Raw genomic sequence first — 15699 nt, forward strand, 5'->3', positions numbered from 1 at the left:
TTTACAGCGGAATATTCCCGTGTTTTTTGGGAGGATTTTGTTCGCTCTTATTTTGGGTCATTTCGAGCGCCTGAATAATTTTTTTCCGGGTATGGCGCGGGTAGATGATTTCGTCGATGTAGCCAAGCTCAGCCGCTTTATAAGGGCTGGCAAAGGTTTGTTTGTATTCTTCGACGGCCTTCAGTCGCTGTTCTTCGTCGAGCTTACCACGATAGATAATATTCACGGCGCCTTCGGCTCCCATCACAGCAATTTCGGCGGTGTGATACGCCAGGTTGACGTCGGCGCCAATATGCTTGCTCGACATCACATCGTAAGCGCCGCCATAGGCTTTGCGTGTAATGATGGTAATTTTGGGAACGGTAGCTTCTGAATAAGCATACAGCAACTTGGCGCCATGCTTGATAATGCCACCAAATTCCTGTGTGGTTCCGGGCAAAAATCCGGGGACATCCACGAAAGTGATCAACGGAATATTGAATGCATCACAAAAGCGCACAAAACGCGCGGCTTTCAGCGAGGAGTTGATGTCGAGCACGCCGGCTAAAAACTGTGGTTGGTTGGCCACAATTCCTACCGATCTTCCGTCGAAGCGGGCAAATCCTACAATGATATTTTTTGCATAATGCGGCTGCACCTCAAAGAAGTTTTGATTATCCACCACAGCGCTGATGATCTCGTTCATGTCGTAGGGCTTATTCGGATCGGCAGGCACCACGCTGTCCAACTTTTTATCTTCGCGATTGATGTCATCGGTAGATGGATACCGCGGGGGATCTTCCATATTGTTTCCGGGCAGATATCCCATCAACTCACGAATCATCTGCAGGGTTTGTTCGTCGTCATCTCCGGTAAAATGTGCTACGCCGCTTTTAGAATTATGCGTCATGGCACCACCAAGTTCCTCTTTGGTCACCTCTTCGTGGGTCACAGTTTTAATCACATCAGGACCCGTTACAAACATGTAGCTCGAATCCTTTACCATAAAAATAAAATCGGTGATGGCGGGCGAATAAACTGCCCCGCCCGCACAAGGTCCCATGATAGCCGAAATTTGGGGTATAACACCCGAAGCTTTGGTGTTGAGCAGAAAGATATCAGCATAACCCGCAAGGCTTTCCACGCCCTCCTGAATGCGCGCGCCGCCCGAATCGTTGAGACCAATAACCGGTGCGCCCATCTTCATGGCCAGTTTCATTATTTTTACAATCTTATCGGCGTTGGCACGCGAAAGTGTCCCGCCAAAAACCGTAAAATCCTGTGCAAAAACGTACACCAGCCGGCCATCAATTTTTCCATAGCCACTCACCACACCGTCGCCCGGGATGAGATTTTCCTGCATATTAAAATCGGTAGCACGATGGGTCATAAATTTGTCCATCTCCACAAACGAACCGAGATCGAGCAGATCCTTGATACGTTCGCGTGCAATCTTACGTCCTGCGGCATGTTGCCGTGCAATTCGTTCGCTTCCGCCACCCTGCTCAGCCAGCAAATTCTTCTCTTCAAACTGCTTAATCTTATCTTCTAACGAGCCCATGATTTCCAATTTTTTGGTTTTAAAATCTATTCAACAACTATCAATACCTGGTTGCTCTCCACAATGTCGCCTTCTTTTACATTTATCCGGCTCACCACACGGTCTTTTTGAACTTTGTATTCGCTCTCCATTTTCATAGCTGAAACGATCACCACCGTGTCACCGGCTTTGACGTGGTCGCCCACCTTAACGGGAATTTTCACAATCTTTCCAGGCATCGGACTCGAAATATTGCGAATATCGTCAAGCTCTTCTTTGCTTCGGTTTCGTTTGTATTTGGTTTCGGCATCGATAATTTCAACATCATACGAATGATATAGGGTGTTGACATTAAAATGGCGATGGTCATTTTTTTCGATGAGTTCGACGTTGTAGGAAGTGTTATCGTGCAAAACGCTGTACACGCCTTGTTCCACCATAAGAGCATCGAGATGATACATCTTGTCGTCCACCTCAATTTCGTATAGATGGCCTTGTTTTTTGTGCATCATCACACGTGCAGTACGCCCGTTGAGTTTTATTTCGAGTGACATAGTATTACAGGTTTTGATGGATTAAAAGGTTGTTTTTGCTTTGCGCTTGCCAAATTCTTTCCAGGGATTCAGCGCATGATTCGATCCATTTTTTAGCGGAGTAACAGCCTCAAGTTTATTATTATAATGAATGTAGGCCGCTATCAGCGCAATGTCTTCACAAACGTCTCCACAAGGTTTGTTCTCCATAAGGATTTCCATATTGTTTTCGATGAAATGGGTATTGTAATTTCCGCTGCGAAAGTCCTCGGTGTCCATGATGCGCGCAAGGAAAGGAATGGATGTTTTTACGCCGGTAATTTTGTAGGCGTACAAAGCTCGTTTCATACGTTCGATGGCTTCTTCTCGGGTAGACGACCACACGATCAGCTTTGAAATCAACGGGTCGTAATGAATGGGGATTTCATAACCTTCGTACACGTATCCATCGTGCCTTACGCCCAAACCCAATGGCTCGGTGATGTGCTTGATGATTCCCGGCGATGGCATAAAATTCTTTGATGGATCTTCAGCATAAATACGACATTCAATAGCATGGCCATCCTGACGCAGATCTTCCTGCCGGAGTTGCAACACTTCACCCTGCGCAATTTTTATCTGCTCCTTTACCAAATCAACACCCACCACACGCTCCGTAATGGGATGCTCCACCTGTAGACGCGTATTCATCTCCAAAAAATAATAGTTATGATTGTCGTCGACGATAAACTCGATGGTGCCGGCGCCGTGATAATTAGCAGCACGTGCCGCTGCCACAGCATGTTGTCCCATTTCGTTGCGCAGCTTTTCGGTCATCATTGGTGAAGGCGTTTCCTCGACCACCTTTTGATGCCGGCGCTGCACCGAGCATTCTCTTTCGAAAAGATGAATGACGTTTCCATGTTTGTCAGCCAGTATCTGAAACTCGATGTGGTGCGGCGATTCGATATATTTTTCGATGTAGACAGCATCATTGCCAAAAGCGGTTTTGGCCTCGGAGCGGGCTCCACGAATGGCAGCAGCAATATTTTTTTCATCTTTTACCAACCTCATCCCTTTGCCACCGCCACCTGCAGAAGCTTTTATCATCACTGGAAGACCTATTTTATGAATCACTTCGATGGCCTCCTGCTCGTCAGTTATCGGTTCGGTAGTTCCGGGCACCACCGGCACACCGGCTTCCATCATTCGCTTGCGAGCCGTTATTTTATCGCCCATGCTTGAAATAGAGCTTGCATCAGGGCCGATAAAAATTATTCCTTCGGCGGCACAGCGATCAGCAAAACCGGCATTTTCCGAAAGGAAACCATAACCCGGATGAATGGCATCTGAGCCAGAGCGCTTGGCTACATCTATTATTTTGTCGATATTGAGGTAACTTTCACTCGAAGGGGAAGCACCAATATGATAAGCTTTGTCGGCATAGCGCACATGCATCGAGGTGCGGTCGGCATCCGAAAAAACTGCTACCGATTGTATTCCCATCTCCCTGCACGAGCGCATCACACGAATGGCTATCTCGCCACGATTGGCAACCAATACTTTTTTTATCATAGACATTTTTATTTTGATATCGTGCTAATTGATTGTCTGCAAAACTAAAGGTTTCCTCTTGTGATAATAATGATTACCAAACTGTTAGGAATGATAAAGATTTACCTGATGTTGAACATAAACAACAAAACAACAAAAGGGGCTTGTTAATAATGATTAAAGCGCCGATCAGATCAATCCGGCCTTGCGACTTATCTCAAGCATCCGGTCGATGGGTTTGCGTGCTTTTTGGATTACTTCATCACTGAGAATGATCTTGGGCGTTTCGTCGCGCAGACAGGCAAGAACTTTCGGAAGTGTATTCAATTTCATGTAGGGGCAATCATTGCATGAACAGGTGCTGTCGGCAGGTACGATAAGAAATTCCTTATCCGGCGTTTGCTTTTTCATCTGATACAAAATTCCGGTTTCGGTAGCAACGATGTATTTTTTTGAGGAATCTTTTTTAGTAAAGTTGAGAAGTGCAGTAGTAGAACCAGTAAAATCAGCCAACGCCAGCACCGCCGCCTGGCACTCGGGATGCGCTATTAGTTTGGCGTCGGGATTATCAGCTTTGATTTTTATCACAGCTTCGGCAGTAAGTAGATCATGCACCTGGCAGGTGCCATCCCACAAAACCATATTGCGACCCGTTAAGTGATTGATGTAAGCTCCAAGATTTTTGTCAGGCGCAAAAATTATCTTCTGATCGGGCGGAAAACTCTCCACAATTTTTACTGCATTACCCGAAGTACAAATTACATCCGACATCATTTTTATGGCTGCCGAACAGTTGATGTAGCTAACCACAACATGATCGGGATATTTTTCCTTAAATCGAGCAAAATCCTTTGGTGGACAAGAGTCGGCCAATGAACATCCGGCATCCAAATCGGGCAACACTACTTTTGTTTTGGGATTTAATATTTTTGCAGTTTCAGCCATAAAATGAACACCTGCAAAAACGATCATGTCGGCCTTCGTCTGGCTGGCTTGCTGGGCAAGTCCCAGGCTGTCGCCAATGTAATCGGCTATATCCTGTATCTCCGGTATCTGGTAGTAATGCGCTAATAAAACTGCGTTCTTTTCTTTTTTCATAGCTACGATCTGTTTGGCAATATTCGCATTTTTATTTTCAACGGATTCTTTCTTGCTGCTTTGCATAATAATAATAATATTAATTTATTTAAAGATAAAGCTTAATGTATTTATCCTGTTCACAACGTGCATAAAAAGTACTTCTGATATTAGGTTAATCAGTAATTAACATCTTGTCAACAATTGTTTAACACTGTAGTTTTCACTAATCAGTTGATTGTGTTGTAACAGTTTTTTCCTCTCAACATTTTGATAAAGATTTTTTGATTTATTAACTAACAAGTTTTTCCAAAAGTTATACTCCGACCTGTTCAAATCAATCTTAACAATTATTAATAATTAGGGTTGGTTTTCTAAAAAACACTGTAGCTATGTCCTAATTGTTGATAACTGCAAAAGTTGTTATTCGTTGGTCACAATTGATCAACATAGTTGGCGATGGTTTGTTGACAAATTACAAGCTATTGATAATGATGCCGCTGTTGTAAATCAGAAATTTTATTTAATCATCGATATTAATTATTGGCACCAGCAAGTTACAAACTGAAGAATCATTTTTGAAAATTCATTTTGAATACTTTACCATCCGGCAAAAAACATTTATGTTTGGCAGCCGTATGCTGAAAGTTTGATAATCTTTTGATAGCTTGAAGCACTCGAAAAACAACAACTTATTAACAAATTGATAAATGACACAGGTACAAGGAGTTATTCCAATTGGTAGCGATCATGCCGGTTTCCGGCTCAAAACCCATATTATCACTCAACTTTCAGAAAAAGGTTTCCGGTTTCACGATTACGGAACTACTTCCGAAGAGAGTGTTGATTATCCCGACTTTGTGCATCCGGTAGCTGCCTCTGTCAATGATGGCGATGCCTGCCGGGGAATTGTTGTTTGCGGAAGCGGACAGGGTGCCAACATGACTGCCAATAAATATCCGCATGTTAGGTCGGCGTTGTGTTGGGACATTGAGCAAACTGAGTTGGCCAGGCGACACAACGATGCCAACATTCTGGCGCTCCCGGGTCGCTTTATCGATTTCGATCTGGCAGTGCGTATGGCGCTGGTTTTTCTCGAAACAGCTTTCGAAGGAGGACGACATCTGCAGCGCATCAACAAAATGAATCCTGACCTTTAAAACGCATGGATGATGGACGATCTGAATAAAACATTCAATCAGCAGGCGGAAAAAGTTGCTTTTGATAAAGAACACCGGCGCAAGATTAATTTTAATATTGGCAAATACGATGCTGCTGTAGTCAATGGACTGAAACAGTTCAAAAACCTTGAGCTTGCCCGAAAACGCGCGGCTTTGATAAAGCATCGTTCTATCGAAAATCTGGATAAATATCTTAGTGAGTTTGAGATAAATTTTGAGCAAAATGGTGGCAAAGTGCTGTGGGCGCCCACAGCCAATGATGCGCTGGTGGAAATTACACGCGTTCTCAAGCGGCACAAGGTGAAACTGGTAGTAAAATCAAAATCGATGATCAGTGAGGAGCTGCAGCTTAATGAGCATCTGAAAAAAGCAGGCATCGAACCGGTGGAAACGGATTTGGGTGAATTCATCGTGCAGTTGGCAGGCGAAAAACCTTATCATATTGTTACCCCTGCGATGCACAAATCCAAAGAAGACATTGCAGCTTTGTTTCATGAGAAATTTGGTCTAGAACCCAACAGCACGCCCGAAGAGATTACCGCTTTTGTGGCGCACAAGCTGCGGCAACAATTTGTAGAAGCGGGTGCAGGCATCACGGGAGCCAATTTTCTCATTGCCGATACAGGCTCAGTGGCGATCACCGAAAACGAAGGCAATGGGCTGATGTCGTTTTCTTTTCCTAAAGTGCACATCGTCCTTGCAGGCATCGAGCGCATCATTCCTTCACTTCGCGACCTGGATCTGTTTTGGCCGCTTCTCGCAGCTCATGGAACAGGTCAGAATATTAATGTTTATAATTCCATAGTTTCCGGCCCACGTCAAACTGGTGAAATAGACGGCCCCACGGAGATGTACGTAGTGTTAATCAACAACAGACGTACCGAGCTGCTGCGCAACAACCAACTGCGGCGATCCCTTTCCTGTATTAAATGTGGCGCATGTCTCAATGCCTGTCCGATTTATCGTAACATTGGCGGCTATACTTACGCCACTACTTACACAGGCCCAATAGGAGCAGTCATTTCTCCACATCTTTTAGGTTTTAAAGAATACAAGCACCTGAGTTATGCCTCCTCTTTGTGTGGAAAATGTACAGAGGTTTGCCCCGTAAATATTAACCTGCACGAGCTGTTACTCTGCAATCGGTATGAAGCGGTAAAGTTAGGGTACAATCGTCGCAGCGAAAACAGGATGCAGTCGGTTGCCACCAAAATGATGATGAAACGATGGCGCATGGACTTTGGGAGTGGCAAGCTCAAAAATATGGCCATGCGTTTGGCTATAAAAAAAGCCTGGGGACCGCGGAGGACACTGCCTGTATTTGCACCCAAAACCTTCCGGCAGATGTGGGAAGAACAACGAGGCGGGAAAGTAGAAGAATAGTAATTGCTTGAAATAAAACACTTTTATCCTTGTTCTTATTTATTAACTTTTCACAAGATTAAGCGGGGCCGTAATTCCATTGGTTTGCCGGCCAACTTTCCTCATCAATCCCGGTCTCATCTATTAAAAAGACTTTGTACTTTTGCCTGTGTTTTTGAAAAATCATATACCGGCCTTTAGCTGGCTTCCGGGCTACAACTCTAAATTTCTTAAAAGTGATGCTATTGCAGGCATAACGCTGGCTGCTTATGCGCTTCCGGTTTCGCTGGCTTATGCTTCACTTGCCGGTTTGCCTCCACAATACGGTGTTTATGGCTACCTTTTGGGCGGCTTTTTTTATGCCCTTATTGGCAGCAGCAGGCAAATGGCCATAGGGCCTACTTCGGCCATATCGCTACTTATTGGGGTTACTGTTGCTAATATGGCTGATGGCGACACGCAGCGCTGGGCCGAAATCGCCTCCGGTACAGCGTTTGTCTTTGCAGGGTTGAGCCTGTTGGCTTATCTGTTGCGTTTGAGTAACGCTATTAATTTTATCAGCGACACGGTATTGTTGGGCTTCAAAGCTGGTGCGGCGTTGGCCATAGCATCAACTCAATTGCCCAAATTATTTGGAGTTCCCGGCGGAGGTATTAATTTTTTTGATCGATTGCTGGTTTTGTGGCAGCAGTGGCCTCAATTCAACTTTTACGTGTTTGGTTTTGGGCTTGTTGTGCTCATACTGCTTTTTATAGCTGAAAAGAAATTTCCCGGAAGGCCGATAGCCCTTATGGTAATGGTTGTTTCAATCCTGGCCATAACATTTACTCCACTGGGCACAATGGGCTTCAAAACTGTTGGTTTAATTCCGTCTGGCTTGCCCAAATTCCATGTACCTTCTATACATGCAGCAGATATTAGTGCTATTTTCCCATTGGCCTTTGCTTGTTTTTTGCTTGCCTACATCGAAAGCATTTCTTCGGCCAAAGCCATGGCGCAAAAGCATGGTTATAAAATCGATCCCCACCAGGAATTGCTGGCGCTTGGGATTGTGAATTTGGCTACTGCATTCGGGCAAAGCTATCCTGTTGGTGGCGGCTTATCGCAAACGGCCGTTAATGATAAAGCCGGCGCAAAAACGCCCATCGCGCTCATTTTTGCTTCAATTGCAATTGGGTTGTGCCTGATGCTACTGACGGGCTTGCTTACGAACTTGCCCAACGTTGTTCTGGCCTGCATTGTCCTCGTGGCAATATTAGGATTGGTTGATTTAAAAGATTTTGTCCATTTGTGGAAGACCAACAAAACTGAATTTCAAATTGCTTTGGTTGCGGTAGTCGGCGTGCTGGTTTTTGGCATATTCGAGGGAGTAATCATTGCCGCCATCGTTACTTTGGTATTGATAATTAAAGCGGTTTCAGTTCCACACGTTGCTATTTTGGGCAGAATACCAGGAACCCGGCGCTATTCTGATGTTGTTCGAAATCCCGACAACGAATTATTCCCGCAGCTTTTGTTGTTCAGGGTCGAATCTTCCATCTATTATTTTAATACCGACTACGTCGAAAATCTGGTTATAGCAAAGGTCAACGAGGCCGGAGCTTTGCTGAAAACTGTAGTTTGGGATCTGAGCACATCTCCACAGGTCGATCGGGCGGGAGCTAAAATGATTGGCCAACTTTATCTCGATTTAAAGGCAAAGGGCATCACGCTTCACATTGCTGAAGCGCGTGCCGGAGTTCGTGATATTTTGCGCAACGAAGAAATCGACCTATTGCTTGGGAAAATCAGCCGGCAAGTGTCGCTCAACGATATTGTAAAAGAGCAATTAGCATGAATGCGGATTTGAAAAAACTGAGTTTTAAATCTTACCCATTCAGGCTTTCGAAGTTAATTCAAGCTTAATCGTGTCAGGGAAACGTAAGCGTGGTGGCGGCTGAAGTTTTAATAAAGTAAGCTTTGCCTGGCTGCAGAGCCGTTAGTGTTTGAACATTCTGTTCAGGCCAAAAAACATTCGTACCTGCCGTTTCTGTAATAATGATCAAATCATCGCCTAATTGCAGCAAAATATCCGAACACATCATGCCATCTGCGCACAAAACCGGCGCAAGATTCCAGCCTTGATGCAAAGCAATCGTTTTGTTTGGGATGTCGGCGCCTTCCATGGTGAGATTCGCCTCAGCATTAAGTTTGATCACATAGCCCGAAGTATAATCCCAGTTGCCGAGCGTATTGATATTGTGCTCTGGCCAAAACACGCCTATATTGTTGTGAAGGATGACGAGCTGATCCATTATGGGAGCAAACATGTCTTCGATATTTGAGTTTTGGGGAATAAAGCTACTCGAAATTCCGCTCCATCCTTCCGGAATACTTATAGTTTGCACGTCGTTCCATCCGGCCATTTTCGCATACATCCACCAGGCGGCGACGCCCTTCATGTTGCAGTTTGCCGCTTCGGAGTGGGCGCAGTAGCAATCCCAACAATATTCGGAGCCAGGATATTGGCTGCAATATTCGGAAGCCCAGTTGCCGAGAAGATTCAGGTTAGCATCGTAAAAATTGCAGTTATCGTTGGCAAATTCGTAGTATGTTCCATTGGGGTCATAGCTTTCGATATCAGCAAAATCGAAGAGGATTTTGTTGTTGGCCACGCAGTAATCCCGTATTTGCTGGTTTCGGGCTTTCAGGTTGGCGTCGGCTCCAATGTCGCGGTGGCCGGTCATATATACAAACTGAACATTCGGAAAATCCAGCTCAAGCTGGTTCATTGCGTTGAGATAAATGTTGATACCCGCCACGGTATTACCCGAAACACCACCACACCACGACCACATCACCACATTGCGGTCGTTGGAGGGATTGTTGAGCTGCTGCCGCGTAGCCCATTCCCAGCCCAAATCGCCGTTATGACCCAGGTCGCCAGATTCTTCTTGGTAAGCAAGCTGGCCGTAGGCGCCGGATGCATTGTAGGCAAACAAATCGCCCACATGACCGTGGAGATTGTTCATGCCGGTGGTAATCTGGCTTCCGTGCGAGGTGTGTCCGTACCAGATACGTAAATTGGATTTTGCTGCCTCAATCCAGGCAATGGGAATGTCGGTGCGAAGGATGTGATCGTGATTAGCTACAATTGGCTGTGCCTGCAGCATCGAAAAGGTGGAGAAAAACAGCATCACCAGCCCTGTGTAAAGTAAATTCTGTTTCATGGCATTATGTTTTTAGTGATGATAAATTAGGAACGTAAATTGAAAAAATAGCTGTGTAAAGATATAAAAACACCAGAATCATATTATTGCGTTGTCGCTTACGGGCTATCCTAAAATGGTCAGAATAAAGGATTATCTTTGTTTTATTAAAAAATTGATAATCAATAATTATGCGAACATTCGTTCAGTTTTTCAAAAAAGAATACATCACTTCATTGATAAATTTCCGGGAAGGTGAAGAAAAGTTTGGCGAGACCCTGCAGATTGCTGTCGATGGCGATTTAAGTGGCTTTCGTGGTAAATTTGTCATACTTGGAATTGCTGAAGATATTGGCATCCGGGCAAATCATGGGATGGCCGGAGCAGCCTCTGCATTTCGGTCTTTCATCAAAAGCCTTGTAAATATTCATAATTCCAGGGATTTAAACGGAGATCAGTTTTTGCTGTTGGGAAAAATCCGTACCGGCGACCTGATGGAAGAGAGTCAGGATGCTGACATTGAAACCTTGCGGAAATTAACTGAACGGCTCGACGACATGGTGTTTCCGGTTATTCGACAAATTGTGCAGGCGGGAAAGATACCAATCGTTATCGGCGGCGGACACAACAATGTTTTGCCGATTCTGAAAGGCTGCTCATTGGCATGCAACCAATCGATAAACACGATAAATCTGGATGCCCATGCCGATTTTCGGCCCACCGAAGGAAGACATAGTGGAAATGGTTTTAGGTATGCTTATGACGCAGGTTATTTAAAAAAATATGCGCTTCTGGGTTTACACCATGCCTATAATAATGAGCTGATCCTTGATGAATTAAATGAAAATCCCGACTTCTTGCCCATCATGTTTGAGGATATCTTTTTGCGAAAAAAAGAGAGCTGGGAAGAAGCAAAACGCAGGGCTATCGATTTTGTAAAAACGGACAGATTTGGGGTGGAGCTGGATGTGGACAGCCTCGAAAACTTGCTCAGCAGCGCCTGGAGTTCGGTTGGGGTTACATCGGACGAATCCTTATGCTATCTCTACAATTGCGGGAAGGAACCAAAGGTTTGCTATCTGCACATTACCGAGGCCGTTTACAAAAGAAGCGACGGGGAGGAAAATGTGCTCATCGGAAAATTTATCAATTATATGGTTCAGGCTTTTTGCCGCGGCGTGAAGGAGCAATAGGAAATCAACTTTTTTAGACTTTCGAGCGTCCGCAGGACACCATCGAGCTGCCAGAAACGTATGATATTCACAATACACATCTTAGCCTCATCGACATCAACGGAAAGATTGTTTTAAGATCAGAAGCAATGGAACACACAAGCCAAAGCGACATCAAAACCGTAAAACCAATCCTTTACCTCTAGAAAATTCAAAACGACAAAACATTGATAACCCGGAGAATTCTGGTTTATTGAGGGAGGTTGTCTCTGTAGTCCATTTTAAATCTCTTGTTTCGTCAGGGTTTTGGTCAATAAATTATGCTGTGATTTCCCTTTTTTTTCTCTGCGTCTCCGCGGTTTACGCTTTTTGGTTTCACTGCAGAGATTGTTGAAGAGATTTCTTTTTTTGTCTTCCGTTTGCGTCTCTCCGCCTCTGCGGTTTAATTATGACCTGTTTTGATCGAGTTAACTCACCACAATCTCCGCCGTGCCCTCTTCGATGGTTCCGATAGCAGAAGCTTCTGAAATGCCGGCTTCACGGAGCGCTGCAATAAATGCGTCGGCATCGTTTGCAGCCACGGCAATGAGCAAGCCGCCGGAAGTCTGTGCGTCGCAAAGGATCAGTTTCATAATTTCAGATATTGTATTATCCCACTTTGTGAGCGCAGTAATGTAGTCCAAATTGTTTTTTGTTCCGCCGGGAATGGCTCCTTCCTGTGCCATCTGTAACACGCCTTCAATCATTGGCACCGCCGATGCATCAATAATTGCCTTCACTTTCGATCCCTGCACCATTTCTTTCAAATGTCCCAGCAACCCAAATCCTGTGACGTCGGTGCAGGCATGCACTTTAAAACTCTTCATCAGCCGGGCAGCGGTGGCGTTGAGCTGCAGCATCTGTTGGCGAGCGCGGGCGGCAATGGCTGCGGTGGCAAGTCCGCGTTTTACGGCCGTCGAAATTATACCGGTTCCCAGCGGTTTGGTGAGTACCAGCACATCGCCGGGTCGTGCCGTGCTGTTGCGCATCACCTTGTCGGGATGCACCACGCCCGTTACCACCATTCCAAACTTTGGCTCCGTATCTTCCACGGTGTGGCCGCCCAGGATGGATATGCCTGCTTCGGCAGCTTTGTCGGCGGCGCCGCGCAAAATGTCGTGCAGCACATGCATCGGAAGGCGGTTGTCAGGGAATCCCACGATGTTGAGCGCAAAAAGCGGTGTGGCGCCCATCGCATAAATGTCGCTCAACGCATTGGCTGCCGCAATGGCGCCAAAGTCGTAGGCATCGTCAACAATGGGCGTAAAAAAATCGACGGTTTGTACCAGCGCAGTGTCGGGTGAAATAAGATATACGGCAGCGTCGTCGGAAGTGTCGGCGCTGATGAGCACATTTTTATCGAAGATTGGCGGAAGGTCGCGAAGCACTTTTTCGAGATACTGCGGTCTGATTTTACAGGCACAGCCCAGTCCATGGGTAAAATGCGTAAGTTTAATCACCTCACCGGTTGTGGGAAGTTCTGCTTCATTTTCCTTTTCCGGCTGCAGCCGTTTAACAGCTTTGATAATTTCTGCGGCAGCTTTTTCGATATCGTTTTGTGAAGTAAATCTTCCTGTTGAGAAGCGAATGGTGCCCATGGCAAAACGCATGGGAATTTTCATTGCGCTAAGCACCGGCGAAAGGTCGATGTTGTCGGCGTGGCAGGCAGCTCCTGCCGATGCAGCCACTCCCGTAAGTTCCGCCAACAGCGTATTAGCTTCTACGCTCGGAAAGCTAAGGCTTAGCGTGTTGGGCAACCGATGCTCGCGATGACCGTTAAGCCTTACATCGGGCAGCTCCTGTTTTAGCAAATCATACAGCGTGTCGCGCAGCTCCTTTTGCCGCTGTTGGTTTTGCTGCATATCGCGCAAAGCAATTTCAGCGGCTTTGCCAAGCCCTACGATCTCCAGCACATTTTCGGTTCCGGCCCTGCGGTTTTGCTCATGGTCGGCGCCATGTATCAGCTTTTGAATCTGTACGTCCTGCCGCACATACAACACGCCGATGCCTTTGGGCGCATAGAGTTTATGACCGGCCACCGAAAATAAGTCAATGCCGAGCGCTTGTACGTCGGTAGGGATTTTGCCGGTTGACTGGGCGCCGTCGGAGTGCAGCAGCACACCATGCTTTTTGGCAATGATGCTAATCTCTTCGATGGGTTGGATGGTTCCCACCTCATTGTTGGCGTGCATCACGCTGATGAGGATGGTGGCGGGTGTGATGGCTTTTTCGATCTCCATCGGATCAACTCTTCCGTCGGCATCCACCGGAACAGTCGTTATTTTAAAACCTTCGGATTGCAAATGGCGGCAAACCTCGCTCACGGCCGGATGCTCGATGGCAGTGGTGATGATGTGGTTGCCTTTGTTGCGGTTTTGATAAGCAGCACCTTTTATAGCCCAGTTGTTGGCCTCGGTGCCGCCGCTGGTAAAAGTCACTTCAGACGTGTCGCAGTTGAGCAGTGCTGCCACCTGCCGTCGCGCTTCTTCGATGGCTTTGCGCGTTTGCACGCCATAGCTGTGCGAGCTCGACGGGTTGCCGAAGTATTGCTCCAGATACGGACGCATGGCAGCAGCCACTTCGCTGTCGATGGGAGTGGTGGCATTATAATCAAGATAAATGGGATGATCCATGGGAAGATATTTGTTTTAAAAAATTAAGAACTTTTGCCGCATTCTCTTTTGCATCAGCGGTATCGGTGGCTATTGTGTGTACCTTTTTTTCATCTCTTTTTTCGAGACCAAAGGAGTAAGTTTTATCATAATAATCCAGCGTAATGCGGATGGCCGTTTCAAAATCGCTTTCGCGGATGGCTGCTATGGCTTCCGCAGCATGTTGTCCGCCGAGGCGCCGTATGATGTGCTGCAAAGCATCGATAAGTTCCTCGGCAGGATAACTGGCGTAATCTTTTACCAGACGTTGGATGCGCAATGGTTGCGGCATGTCGAGACTGATCACCGAACTGTTGCGCATTTTTGTAAAAAAAGGATCGGGAATTATTACCTTACCAACACTGCGACTTTCGTCCTCGATCCAGATAGGTTTTTCAGGATTTAAAGTTTTGAAAGCTTCGAAAAGATCGTTTTCAAATTGTTCGGTGGTGGGTTGCGGCAGCTCACCTATTGCGCCAAAGGCCGAACCTTTGTGATGCGCCAGCCCTTCCAGGTCGAGTATCTGTTCACCTTGCTGGTGTAGCGTATGTAGAATTTCCGTTTTTCCGGTGCCTGTTTTTCCTGACAAAATAACAAAGTAAGCATCAGCATCGAGTGCCTGACGGATGTGGCGGCGATAGTTTTTGTAGCCTCCCTCAAGTAAATAAACTTCAAAACCGGTGGTTGAAAAAAGCCACGCCAGGCTCTCGCTGCGCATGCCGCCGCGCCAGCAGTGAATCCTGATTTCTTTTCCGGGAGCCACCCGCTGCGCGGCTTTTACAAAACTGCTCATTTTAGGACCCACAATGTCGAGTCCGCGCATGATGGCGGCTTCCCGTCCGGCTGATTTGTAGAGCTTGCCCACCGTGGCACGCTCAGCATCGTCGAACAACGCAATGTTGACCGCACCGGGAATGTGCCCCTGCGCAAACTCTGCAGGCGACCGCACATCGATAGCTGGAAGTTGGCTGTTGGCTAAAAATTCTTCGATATTTATTTTGTGAACCATGGCTTTTGCTGAAAAAGGACAAAATTACACTTTTTGAAAAAGAGCGGTTTAAGGCAAGAGATTCTCTGCTACGCAACCATTCATAAAATAAAGCTAATTATTTTAGAAATGTGGTTTCTAAAAATATCGAACCGCAGCATATCGAATAATGCCTGCCCTGCGGTGGTTGAGCCTGTCGAAGTCAGCTTGCCGAAGGGAATGTAGAAGTAAAAGAACGTGGAGAATCCTGGACTTGAATTTAAAAAGAGGAGGTGGGACCGGGAGCTCCTGACTTCGACAATGCGTCACCCTAAATTATTTTTCAGGATTTTTTGTTTCCACCTTACTGTCGCCTATATTTGACATCTGACCCAGGTTGAATCCCCAGTTCGGTATCTCCGGTAGCGATTAGACGCGAGTCACGAATATTAGATTTCGAGGATAAGAAAGCTCCGT

At 46.0% G+C, this 15699-nt stretch carries 11 protein-coding genes and 1 pseudogene; 4 read left to right on the forward strand and 8 right to left on the reverse strand.

Features of this window, described 5'->3' with window-relative positions:
• Position 1: 1 nt before the first annotated feature.
• The 4 genes from VFC92_01275 to nadA form a co-directional block, all read right to left on the reverse strand.
• Positions 2-1540, reverse strand: coding sequence for an acyl-CoA carboxylase subunit beta (locus VFC92_01275; GenBank protein HZK06808.1), 1539 nt, complete (start codon positions 1538-1540; stop codon positions 2-4).
• Between the two features lie 26 nt (positions 1541-1566).
• Positions 1567-2073 carry an acetyl-CoA carboxylase biotin carboxyl carrier protein subunit gene (locus tag VFC92_01280; protein ID HZK06809.1) on the reverse strand — a complete coding sequence of 169 codons (507 nt, stop codon included), beginning with the start codon at positions 2071-2073 and terminating at the stop codon, positions 1567-1569.
• 21 nt (positions 2074-2094) lie between these two features.
• Entirely contained in the window at positions 2095-3606 is a 1512-nt protein-coding gene (accC, locus tag VFC92_01285) for an acetyl-CoA carboxylase biotin carboxylase subunit (GenBank protein HZK06810.1), read from the reverse strand.
• Between the two features lie 168 nt (positions 3607-3774).
• Entirely contained in the window at positions 3775-4749 is a 975-nt protein-coding gene (nadA, locus tag VFC92_01290) for a quinolinate synthase NadA (protein HZK06811.1), read from the reverse strand.
• Between the two features lie 623 nt (positions 4750-5372).
• Here nadA and rpiB point away from each other — a divergent pair.
• The 3 genes from rpiB to VFC92_01305 all read left to right on the forward strand — a co-directional run bounded on the left by rpiB (position 5373) and on the right by VFC92_01305 (position 9042).
• Positions 5373-5822 carry a ribose 5-phosphate isomerase B gene (gene rpiB, locus VFC92_01295; GenBank protein ID HZK06812.1) on the forward strand — a complete coding sequence of 150 codons (450 nt, stop codon included), beginning with the start codon at positions 5373-5375 and terminating at the stop codon, positions 5820-5822.
• A 9-nt stretch (positions 5823-5831) separates the two neighbouring features.
• Positions 5832-7226, forward strand: coding sequence for a lactate utilization protein B (locus tag VFC92_01300; protein ID HZK06813.1), 1395 nt, complete (start codon positions 5832-5834; stop codon positions 7224-7226).
• Positions 7227-7380: 154 nt separating this feature from the next.
• Positions 7381-9042 (forward strand): SulP family inorganic anion transporter, encoded by a 1662-nt coding sequence (locus tag VFC92_01305; protein HZK06814.1) that lies wholly within the window; start codon positions 7381-7383, stop codon positions 9040-9042.
• Positions 9043-9115: 73 nt separating this feature from the next.
• On the opposite strand, the gene VFC92_01310 is transcribed toward VFC92_01305, so the two are convergent.
• Positions 9116-10414, reverse strand: coding sequence for a hypothetical protein (locus VFC92_01310; protein ID HZK06815.1), 1299 nt, complete (start codon positions 10412-10414; stop codon positions 9116-9118).
• Between the two features lie 170 nt (positions 10415-10584).
• Between VFC92_01310 and VFC92_01315 the strand changes: the two genes are divergently transcribed.
• Positions 10585-11586 carry an arginase family protein gene (locus VFC92_01315; protein ID HZK06816.1) on the forward strand — a complete coding sequence of 334 codons (1002 nt, stop codon included), beginning with the start codon at positions 10585-10587 and terminating at the stop codon, positions 11584-11586.
• A gap of 446 nt (positions 11587-12032) precedes the next feature.
• Here the strand turns inward: VFC92_01315 and selD are convergent, their stop codons facing one another.
• The 3 genes and pseudogenes from selD to mnmH all read right to left on the reverse strand — a co-directional run bounded on the left by selD (position 12033) and on the right by mnmH (position 15264).
• Positions 12033-13064: a selenide, water dikinase SelD gene (selD, locus tag VFC92_01320; GenBank protein HZK06817.1), complete on the reverse strand. Its 1032-nt coding sequence runs from the start codon at positions 13062-13064 to the stop codon at positions 12033-12035.
• Positions 13065-13160: 96 nt separating this feature from the next.
• Positions 13161-14237: pseudogene (locus VFC92_01325) on the reverse strand (cysteine desulfurase family protein).
• Entirely contained in the window at positions 14215-15264 is a 1050-nt protein-coding gene (mnmH, locus tag VFC92_01330; protein HZK06818.1) for a tRNA 2-selenouridine(34) synthase MnmH, read from the reverse strand. Before mnmH ends, VFC92_01325 begins: the two are co-directional and overlap by 23 nt.
• Between the last annotated feature and the right edge of the window lie 435 nt (positions 15265-15699).

The sequence above is a fragment of the Bacteroidales bacterium genome, from assembly GCA_035647615.1.
Classification (GTDB): Bacteria; Bacteroidota; Bacteroidia; order Bacteroidales; family 4484-276; genus SABY01.

Excerpts from the sequence above, each read along its gene's own strand:
- VFC92_01300 (HZK06813.1), top strand. The coding sequence starts at position 5,832 with ATGATGGACGATCTGAATAAAACATTCAATCAGCAGGCGGAAAAAGTT.
- rpiB (HZK06812.1), top strand. The coding sequence starts at position 5,373 with ATGACACAGGTACAAGGAGTTATTCCAATTGGTAGCGATCATGCCGGT.
- VFC92_01280 (HZK06809.1), bottom strand. The coding sequence starts at position 2,073 with ATGTCACTCGAAATAAAACTCAACGGGCGTACTGCACGTGTGATGATG.
- VFC92_01310 (HZK06815.1), bottom strand. The coding sequence starts at position 10,414 with ATGAAACAGAATTTACTTTACACAGGGCTGGTGATGCTGTTTTTCTCC.
- nadA (HZK06811.1), bottom strand. The coding sequence starts at position 4,749 with ATGCAAAGCAGCAAGAAAGAATCCGTTGAAAATAAAAATGCGAATATT.
- VFC92_01315 (HZK06816.1), top strand. The coding sequence starts at position 10,585 with ATGCGAACATTCGTTCAGTTTTTCAAAAAAGAATACATCACTTCATTG.
- VFC92_01275 (HZK06808.1), bottom strand. The coding sequence starts at position 1,540 with ATGGGCTCGTTAGAAGATAAGATTAAGCAGTTTGAAGAGAAGAATTTG.
- mnmH (HZK06818.1), bottom strand. The coding sequence starts at position 15,264 with ATGGTTCACAAAATAAATATCGAAGAATTTTTAGCCAACAGCCAACTT.
- accC (HZK06810.1), bottom strand. The coding sequence starts at position 3,606 with ATGATAAAAAAAGTATTGGTTGCCAATCGTGGCGAGATAGCCATTCGT.